Annotated in this window: 8 protein-coding genes; 3 read left to right on the top strand and 5 right to left on the bottom strand. The window is 71.5% G+C overall.

The window, feature by feature from the left end; all coding sequences use genetic code 11:
- Nucleotides 1–1,389, bottom strand: a 1,389-nt coding sequence (locus tag ACFWP5_RS40620) for a S8 family serine peptidase (protein ID WP_384168921.1), incomplete at its 3' end; no start/stop codon positions are given.
- Nucleotides 1,390–1,412: 23 nt separating this feature from the next.
- Entirely contained in the window at nt 1,413–4,310 is a 2,898-nt protein-coding gene (locus ACFWP5_RS40625) for a hypothetical protein (protein ID WP_384168924.1), read from the bottom strand.
- A gap of 359 nt (nt 4,311–4,669) precedes the next feature.
- Here ACFWP5_RS40625 and ACFWP5_RS40630 point away from each other — a divergent pair, with 359 nt between their 5' ends.
- The 3 genes from ACFWP5_RS40630 (at nt 4,670) to ACFWP5_RS40640 (ending at nt 6,894) form a co-directional block, all read left to right on the top strand.
- A complete protein-coding gene (locus ACFWP5_RS40630; RefSeq protein ID WP_384168927.1) occupies nt 4,670–5,707 on the top strand; it encodes a ParA family protein in 1,038 nt (345 codons plus the stop codon).
- Nucleotides 5,708–5,809: 102 nt separating this feature from the next.
- Nucleotides 5,810–6,592 carry a response regulator transcription factor gene (locus ACFWP5_RS40635; RefSeq protein ID WP_384168930.1) on the top strand — a complete coding sequence of 261 codons (783 nt, stop codon included), beginning with the start codon at nt 5,810–5,812 and terminating at the stop codon, nt 6,590–6,592.
- 26 nt (nt 6,593–6,618) lie between these two features.
- Nucleotides 6,619–6,894: a hypothetical protein gene (locus ACFWP5_RS40640; RefSeq protein ID WP_384168934.1), complete on the top strand. Its 276-nt coding sequence runs from the start codon at nt 6,619–6,621 to the stop codon at nt 6,892–6,894.
- A gap of 149 nt (nt 6,895–7,043) precedes the next feature.
- Here ACFWP5_RS40640 and ACFWP5_RS40645 read toward each other — a convergent pair whose 3' ends face one another.
- The 3 genes from ACFWP5_RS40645 to ACFWP5_RS40655 form a co-directional block, all read right to left on the bottom strand.
- Nucleotides 7,044–7,337 (bottom strand): WhiB family transcriptional regulator, encoded by a 294-nt coding sequence (locus ACFWP5_RS40645; RefSeq protein WP_384168937.1) that lies wholly within the window; start codon nt 7,335–7,337, stop codon nt 7,044–7,046.
- Nucleotides 7,338–7,473: 136 nt separating this feature from the next.
- The gene (locus ACFWP5_RS40650; protein WP_384168939.1) at nt 7,474–8,109 is read right to left on the bottom strand and encodes a response regulator transcription factor; all 636 of its coding nucleotides are present in this window, start codon (nt 8,107–8,109) and stop codon (nt 7,474–7,476) included.
- 70 nt (nt 8,110–8,179) lie between these two features.
- Nucleotides 8,180–8,851: a hemerythrin domain-containing protein gene (locus ACFWP5_RS40655; RefSeq protein ID WP_384168942.1), complete on the bottom strand. Its 672-nt coding sequence runs from the start codon at nt 8,849–8,851 to the stop codon at nt 8,180–8,182.
- Nucleotides 8,852–8,885 lie beyond the last annotated feature (34 nt).

Below are 8,885 nucleotides of genomic sequence, written 5' to 3' on the forward strand. Positions count from 1 at the left end.
CGGTGTTGTCGAGAACCTTGCCCACCGGTGAGGGCGACACCCGGTCGCCCTGCCGCCGGCCCGTCGGGGGTGTATGTCCTGCATTTCCGTCATTGGACTCTGTCCGGCTGGCGCGCCGACGCCCGCCGACGCGGCGCGCAACTCGTCGTCCTCGTACGGGCCACCCGCTTCCATGCCCCCGGAGCCACCGCCTCGCCCGGCTTCGGTACCCCGGTCTGCCTCCGCCGCCGCCCCGGCCGCAAACCGTCGTCGATGGTGACGGCGCGCGGTCGCCACGGCGGCCAGCACCAGCAGGGCCACCACCACCGTGCCCGTCATCACCCCGGCGCGGCGCATCGCCCCGTCGTCGGACGACAGCGCCGGCAGCACCACCGCGGGCGGGCCAGATACCTTCGCCGGCGTACCGGTTCGCAGTTCCCCGGTCACCGCCGCGTAGGGATCGACCCGGGGCACGTCCGCCGGATAGGCGGTACTGATCAGCCGCCGGCCGACCTGGCTCTCCGACAGTTCCGGCCGGTAGGACCGCACCAGCGCTGCCGCCCCCGCCACGAAAGCGGTGGCCGCGGAGGATCCGGTGCCCACGAGCACACCGCCGCGCGGCCCGGGTCCGACCACCTGGTCGCCGGGGCCCGCGAGCTTCACCGATCGCGGTACGAGGGCTCCGCTGGGCCGACCGCCGGTGGCACCGAAGTCGAGAACGGACAGCACACCGGGATAGGCGGCCGGCCAGTAGTCGCGCTGCGCGGACTGGTCAGCGGTCCCGCCAACGGAGGCCGTGTCCGGCACCGCGGGCGCGACGACCAGCGCGTCGTGGGACCGCGCGTAGGCGACGGCCGAGGCGAGAGCCCTGCTCCCGGAGCTCAGCGCGAGCGAGACGTCGACGACCTTCGCACCGTTGTCGACGGCGGCCCGTACCCCTGCGGCCACGCTGGACGCTGTGGCGTTGCCCCGCTCGTCCGTGCCACGCACCGCGAGAACGCGCGCACCGGGGGCGACGCCGGTGAATCCCACCCCGGTCAGCGGGCCGGCCGCGACGATCCCGGCGACGAAACTGCCGTGCCCCACACAGTCGGTGCCTCCCTCACCAACGGTGCTCACCTTCCCGGAGAGCCCGGGGGTCCCACGGGCCACCCCGGTGTCGACGACGGCGACGTTGACACCTTCCCCCTGTGTCAGTTGCCACACCGTGCCCAGACTCAGCATCCCCTGGGTCCAGGGGGCGTCCGGCGCCTTGTCCGTCAGTGCGCCCAAACAGTTCTGCCCGGCGGGAATCACCGAGGGCACGGAGGGCAGCGAGACACCGGCCTCGGCGGGACCGGCGCCGGCCGCCCGCGCGGGCACGGCCGTTGCCACGGCCACGACCGCACCGGCCAGCGCCAGCGCCGCCATACGTCCACCGGGGCGGGGCCGCGTCATCGGGACCTGCGGGTGAGGGGACCGACGCTCCGGACGGGCCAGTCGCCGCCGTGGCGAGCGGTACCGGCCGCCGCGAGTGTGGCGTGCAGCTTGTCGCGGAACAACTCGTCCTGTTCGTCGAGTACGCCGCGCGGGGCGAACTCCGCGGCATCGGCCAACTCCCGCAGCAGCACGGTGCGTCCTGTGTCGGCGTCTACGACATCGAGCACCCGCAGCCGCGTCCGGGGCGCGAAGACGATCTCCTGGTAGGGGTCCGCGGTCGCGCCGTCGAACAGCACCCGGGCCCGACGGCCCGTGACGGACCATACGACGTAGCGGTCCCCCGCGAGTTCCCAGGGCGAGTCGAGAGCGCTCACCGGCAACGTGTCGAACAGCTCGTCGCCCGGCCGCAGTTCGGAGTCCACCAGTACGGTTCCGAGGCCGCGCACCACTGCCCCCCGATGCGAGGGCAACCGACGCAGGCCCGAAGAGAGGCTCGCCAGTAGGGACTTGGCCCGCTCCGGCTCGGCGACGGACTGCCCACGGATCGCTTCGGCGCTCAACGGCCCCTGGGCGTCAGAGAGATAACTGACGACGGCGATGAGGTCGGACCGCACGTCGTCCTGGAGCTCACGCCCCCGCAACGCCGGGATACGGGTGAGGGCTCGCATCACCTCGGCGGAATGCCGTTCCCAGTTCTCGGCGAGCGCGGACTGGAGCAGGGCCCGGTCTGCGTCACCGCTGCTGCGCGCCACCGGCGTGAAGGAGGCGACGGAAGGAGGGCCAAGTGTCGGGACTGCGGTCTCGGGCATCGGCTGAACCGTCTCGGACTGGTCCAACTGTGCATCACCGTTGGACAGTTCAGCCGTTGTCGATTCACCCGACGTCGCTTCGTCGGCATTCTCCGGGCGGCCGGAATCGCTCCTGGTGTCACCGCCGTGACCGAACTCCGTATCTGTGCCCGCCGACCGGGGCTCCAACGGCTGCGGAACGGTCGGAGCAGGCGCGGCGACGGGGCCCGGCGCACCCGCCAGGGCACGCCCGACAGCAGCAGCCTCGGGCGTGGAGGCGATCGTCTGGGGAGCGCGCACGGGCTCCTGGACTCGGGCGGTCGCCGTAGCGGCACCGCTCACTCGCGCCGGAGCGCCGCCCGGAACGGCGGGTCCCAGCAGCAGTTCCCCCGCGGAGACCGAACTGGTCACCCGGTTGAGGGCAGCGGGAATCGAGACGGTCTCGGCCGGGGACATCTCCGTGCTCCCACCGACATCCACCGGGGGCCGACCGGGCACGGCGATGCTGAGCGGAGTGCCCACCAGGGCAGCGGCCGCCTCGGGCCTCTGACCTTCGAGAAGTTGCGCGCCGGCGAGTGGCTCGCCCGTGAGGGCAGCCGAGGTGAACGGGGCAGACGTCGCGGACGCCACGCCCACGACGGGCTGCGCGACAGTGGCCGGCTCGGCTGTACGGGAGGCCGAGGTGTACGAAGGGGACGGCGCGAAGGGCGGCCGGCGTACCGCGGACGACGGCGCCAGGGTGTCCTCGCTGTCCTGGCTGTTCGTCACCATCACTGATGGCGCCCGGAGTTCGGTGAGCGCCTCCGAAGGCGCGATCGCGGACCGGGAGCGCGGGGCCAGCGCGACGCCGTGCCGCACCGCGAGCCGCCGCAGCTCCCTGAACTGTTCCTCCGGGCAGCTCCCGAACACATCGAGGACAACGCGTCGACGGGCGGACTCGTCGAGTTCGCCGAGTATCCGGTCCATGGAGTTCAACAGGCCGGAGTCGAGCGGCACACCGGGCGCGCCGAGGTCGACGCTCACGACGTCCGGGTCGATACCGCGGTCGGTCACACCCTGCCGGTCGCCTTCCCTGGAGCCGATCCACATCCCGGCCCGGGTCAGCACGAGACGCCAGTGTTCGTCGAGTGTCAGCACGCCGGGTTCCGGCGTCGGCAGCAGCCCGCCGACGGGTGCGCGCCACCGGGCCACCTCGGCGGGCGGGCGGCCGGTCTCCTGCCGGGGATGGCAGGTCACGGACTCGACCCACGGCATCCAGGAGGGTTCGCCGTCGGTGCCGGTGAGCACGAGCCGGACGTAGGACTCCTCCGCGGTCATCAAGCGCAGCGGCAGCCCGCTGGCGACCTCGACCGGCGCGCCGAGCAGGTCCGCGACCTCTTCGGCGAGCGGCAGCAGGTCGCCGCCGTCGCCCGGGGCGAGGCGCGCCGCGACGCGCAGCCGGGCCGGGAGCGCGGCGAGGACCGTCACGACGGCCTCGGCGGTGACGGGTGGCGCGTCGCGCACGCCCACGAGCACGGTGAGGCGGTGGTCGTCGACGGGTACGGCGTAGGTGATCGCGTCGATCTGCTCGGCGGGCGCCGAGGTCGGGCGGACGAGCAATCCGGCGGGGATCGCCTCGACGGTGTGGCCGTCGGCGCTGTCGATGCCGATCCGGGTGAGTTCGGGGCCCCACCAGGGAACGGGGTGCCGTATGCCCAGGGGTCTGGCGGGCAGGCCAGGGCTGAAGCGCCACCAGCCGCCCTCGTCGGTGGCGTCGTTGCGGGCGAAGAGGCTTCCACCGGGCACGGCGGCTATCTCGCCGGGTGCCGCGATCACGGGCATGTCCAAGCGATCGCTGAGGGTCCGGGCCGGCACCTGGCCACCCCGGTCCCGGGCGGCGCCGCCCGGCATGCCGAGCCGGATCTCGGTGACGCCACGGGACTTGCAGTCGCCGAGAACAGCGCTGAGCCGGCGCCACAGCTCCTCGTCGCGGCCGATGACACCGAAGGTCAGGACGGTGACATCGTCGGGACGGCCGCCCTGTTGAAGGTATGCGGCCGCGCCGGTCAGCACCTCGGGAAGGGGCCCGGGAGGGTGCACCAGGACGACCTGGCCGCCGCCCTGGTCCGGCAGGTTCGTCACCATGGGTCGCGTCTGCCTGTTGCGTGCCCACCGGCCGCGGCGGCTGAACAGCCTGCGCCGCGTCCGCCCACCCGCAAAGCGCCTCATCCGCGTTCGCTCCTCATCCGCCGCTTCCGCCCTCGGGCCGCTCGAACCACGCCGTGACCTTGCAGGGTGTGCCACCCCATCGCATCAGCGCGCTTGCACACGGGCAACCAATCGGACGGCGGGCTGCGCGATCTCCTACGCGCGCTGCCCGAACGGGTGTCGACACCGTCGTTCACCCCGTGGACGCCCTCTCACCGAGACGAGTTCGGCCGACCTCGATGTCCGAGCGGGCAACCTGCTGTGTTCGATGGGGCCAGAGGCGTCAGTATGCTGACATGACCACTCACCCACCGAGCGACTCCGGCCTGGAGAAAGTCGCGGCAAAACTGCCGATCATGCTGCGGCAGGCGCTGAAAATCCGCTGCGCCCAGGTAGGCACCGGGATGCAGGAGGCGGTCGCCGAGGCGGTGACCGCCTGGCGGCTGCGACCGGCCCCGTTGCCGAAGGTGGCCACCGGATCGGCCACATCCTTCACGACCTGGCTGCCACCGGGCCTGTACGACGGGTTCCGCACCGACTGCGGGGTGCGCGGCGTCTCGTACACCCAGGGGCTCGCCCAGGCGGTGACGCTGTGGCTCGGCATCGCGGAGGCCGCCGGCGGCACACCCACCGCCCCGTCCGGGGCGCCCGTCCGCACCGCGGTCTGCCATCCGCGAAACGGAACCGGGAAGACCATGCTGGCATCGAGTCTGGCCAGGAGCCTGGCCAGGTCAGGCCTGCGGGTACTCCTTGTGGACTACGACCCGGAGGGGTGGCTGACCCGGAGCACCGGCTTCCCGGTGATCGGCCGGGACCGCGAGAGTCTCGTCACGCACATGCTGCACCGCCGCTCCACGACCCGTCCGCTGGCGGAACTCGTCCATGACATCCCGCGCGAGCATTCCGGCGGGCTGATCCGACTGCTCCCGGCCGCCACCGACGGCTACCTGCTGGACAGCGGCCTGGCCCTGCTCAGGGAGCCACGCCAAGCAGCGCTGGAACGCGCCCTGGCCCCGCTTGAGCCGGACTACGACGCGGTGGTCCTGGACTGCCCGTCCAACCTCGGCCTGGCGGTGGAGGCGGCCCTCTACTACACCCGGCCGCGCGAGGGCGGCGGGGGCGGCATCGCGGTGCCCGCGGGCCGCGCACCCGCTGCCGGCGACGCCCGCGAACTGCTCCTGGACCTCATTCAACTTCTCAGCGACGACTGGCAGTTGGCACTCACCCAAGAGGGCATCAGGGTCACGGAACGCGCCGACCAGCCGGTACCCCGACCGCACTGGTTCTCCCGCCGCACCACACCCGCAGCGACCGATCGGACGTCAGTTTACTGACGCGCTCCCTCGCCTGCCCTTCTCTACGCTCAACGGCAACGGAACAACAGCTCGGCTCCTTTGTGGACGTGAGGGTCTTCGGGAAGACGAAGGGATCAGGCCATGCAGTGGACCAACCGTGACAGCGGCGCGACCGACGCCCTGAGGGCACGAGCCCGCTCCGGCCCGACCGGGCTCGTCCTCGCCACCGGCGGCCGGTGGACCGGACCGCGCGACTCGCACCTCGCCGCCAGAGGCCCCATGGGCAGGGACAGTCCGAGGCGGCAACTGACGCTGGCCCTGCGCTCCGACGACGCGATCACCGCCGACGGCGCGGCCGCCTTCTTCCAGTCCGGCCCCCATGAGGTCAGGCTGGTCCCGGCGCATCTTCAGGAGCAGTCCGAGGTGCTGCTGATCCTGGTCGGCGAGGTGACGGACGAGACGATGTCGTGGATGCGCCGGAGCGCCGTCGGTGGCGCGGGCGCACGGTCCCGGATCGTCCTGGTGGCCGACTCGATCACCGAGAACCAGCTGCTGCGGGCCGTGAGTTACGGGCTGACCAGCTTCCTGCACCGGCACCAAGTGGGTTTCGCGCAGGTACTGCGGGCCGTGGTGAACAGTTGCGACGGGCGCGCCGAACTGCCGGAGACGCTGGTCGCCTCTCTGGTGGAGCAGCTGCGCGAGGCCCAGGAACGCGGCGGTTCCGACGGGCTGAGCGGTCTGACCCCGCGTGAGGCCGAAGTACTGCGACATCTCGCGGACGGTCTCGACACCGCCGAGATCGCGTCCAGCCTGAGCTACTCGGAGCGCACCATAAAGAACATCATCCATGGTGTGATCTCCCGGTTCGGCCTGCGCAATCGGGCCCACGCCGTGGCCCACGGCATTCGCACCGGGCTCATCTGATGACAGACCCCGGAAGCGTTCCCACGTTGACCGAGCCGCACATCTCCATCGGCTATCACGACGAACACGGCTTCGTCGCCCACCCTGCCCTGCCGCCGCACCTGGCCGACTGGATGCTGTCCCGCGTCCAGTTCGAGAAGGTCCCCGACAGCCCGCTGTACCGCCTCGCCCATCGGCACCAGGACCCCCTGCGCCGTACTCGCCAGGCGGTCAAGGACCTGCGCGCCATCGGCATCACCGTCCACGCCGACAACGCACAGCTCACCGCGGCTCCCGCCCCGGAACAGCAGGTGACGCCCTGATCAGCGGCAGCTGACGGACGTGCGACCGCGCTCTGCTCAGGCGGCAGCCGACGGGCGAGCCGGTCAGGCGCCACTCGCCGACAGCTGACGGCCATCCGGTCGCCCGCCCCGCTCAGACGGCAGTCGACGGATATCCGGCCGGATGCCTCTCAGCCGGCGGCCGGCCGGTAGACCCTTCCCCCGGCTGCGAGTATCGACCGCTCGGTCTCGGTCAAGCCGCCCCAGATGCCGTGCCGTTCACCGGCCGCCAGGGCGAACTCGGCGCAGGCCATGACCACGGGGCAGGAGGCACACAGCGCCCGCGCCTGGCGCTCGCGCCAGCGGCGCGTACCCGCGCTCTCGCCTTGAGGACCGTAGAAGAGGGAACTGTCGCTCCCACTGCACGCCGCCCCCGACTGCCATTCCCATCCGCCAGCCGTCGGCCGGAGAAGACGCACACCCACGCTCGGAACCACCCTTCACTCGCGCCTCACAGCGCTTCCAAAACCACGCTAGGAACAGGGCGTTGTGCGGGCGCGCCTCATAGCGCAGACCACTGTTCCTGGAGCGCACGTCTGTTTTCCCTGGCGGCGGAGATCGTCACAGGACGCCGGAGCGCAACGCGTGCGCGACCACCTGGGTGCGGTTGCGCATGCCGAGGCGGCTCATCATGCCGCTCACGATGTTCTTGATCGTGCGCTCGGAGTAGTTGAGCTCCTGGGCGATCTCCGCCGAGTCCAGGCCGTCGGCCAGCAGCCGCAGCACCTCCACCTCGCGGGCCTCGAGCCCGGAGATGGTGATCCCGCGCGGCCCGAGGACCTCCCGATGCACCGTGCGGACCTGGTCGATCAACCAGTTCTGCACCAACGGGGGCAGTTGGGCCCGCCCGCAGGCGATGTTCCGTACGGCCTCCAGCACCTTCTCGAAGCCCGTCTCCCAGCGCCACAGCACACTGCGCAGACCACACCGGACGGCCCGTGCCACCTGGTGTTCGCGGATGCTGTCGGCGACCAGCACGATGCTCATGCCGGGGTTGGACGACCGGGCGGCCACCGCCTCCATCAGCAGCAGCGTCTCCTCGGTGACCTCCGTCGCCAGCATCAGCACCACGTCGGCTTCGGCGCGCTCCTCCGCCTGCAACAGGGTCAGCCCCGCGTACTGGCGGAGGCAGGAGATCGCCCCCTCGGCCGTGACCGGATCACTGGCGATCACCGCGAGAGCGATCGTGCTCGTCATGGCCCTTCGGTTCCGGATCGGCTCCAGGGAGCGGATCTCGGCCAGGTGCGTGGCGTCGCGGTACACGGCGTCAGCCGGCCAGCGGGCCGCGCAGTTCCCGGCACTGGGCGGCGTACTGGCGCCGCCCCACGACTCTCCACAGGAACCGGCCGACGAGCGGCACCTTGCCGAGGAAGTACCGCCGTTCCTTCTCGGTCGCGTCCTCCAGGATGGCGCCCAGCGCGAGCATCAGCTTGTTCTTCGGTATGCGCTCCAGGCCGCGGGTGCCGACCAGGTCCCACTCGGCGACGGTCAGGTGGTCGGCGATAAGGGGGAGGATCTGCGTCTCCTCGTCATGGAGGTGCCGCAGCAGAACGTTGTAGTGATCGTCGAAGCCGTTGGCCAGTGACTCACCGCTGTCCGCGTCGGCGCTTCGCCGCCAGCGGGACAGCGCGTCGGTCACCACGGCGAGGGTCATGTCGATGAGCTGGTGCTGCTCCTGCATGCGGGTTATCAGACCGTCGCTCAGCGGGGCGCGTTCACACAGCAACGGCCAGATCAGCTCGTCCTCAAGACCGTGGTGGTGATGCAGTCCGCCCACGTACTCATCGACGTGGCGGGCGATCTGTTCGGCGCGCGCGATGTCGCCGACTTGCGTGGCGCGCACAAGCTGGGGCAGCAGGGCGGCCTCACGCCGGAACACCCGGTGCACAATCACCATTTCATGGGTGTAAGGACGCTCGACGTTATGGGCGACGGACATGCTGGTGCTCCTAGGTCAGGGCCGCCGACTCACA

Origin of the sequence: Streptomyces sp. NPDC058469 (assembly GCF_042721125.1) — a bacterium.
GTDB lineage: Bacteria > Actinomycetota > Actinomycetes > Streptomycetales > Streptomycetaceae > Streptomyces.

Bases quoted from the DNA above. Each gene is read 5' to 3' on its own strand.
- ACFWP5_RS40625 (WP_384168924.1), bottom strand. From the start codon at position 4,310: ATGGTGACGAACCTGCCGGACCAGGGCGGCGGCCAGGTCGTCCTGGTG.
- ACFWP5_RS40630 (WP_384168927.1), top strand. From the start codon at position 4,670: ATGACCACTCACCCACCGAGCGACTCCGGCCTGGAGAAAGTCGCGGCA.
- ACFWP5_RS40635 (WP_384168930.1), top strand. From the start codon at position 5,810: ATGCAGTGGACCAACCGTGACAGCGGCGCGACCGACGCCCTGAGGGCA.
- ACFWP5_RS40650 (WP_384168939.1), bottom strand. From the start codon at position 8,109: ATGACGAGCACGATCGCTCTCGCGGTGATCGCCAGTGATCCGGTCACG.
- ACFWP5_RS40655 (WP_384168942.1), bottom strand. From the start codon at position 8,851: ATGTCCGTCGCCCATAACGTCGAGCGTCCTTACACCCATGAAATGGTG.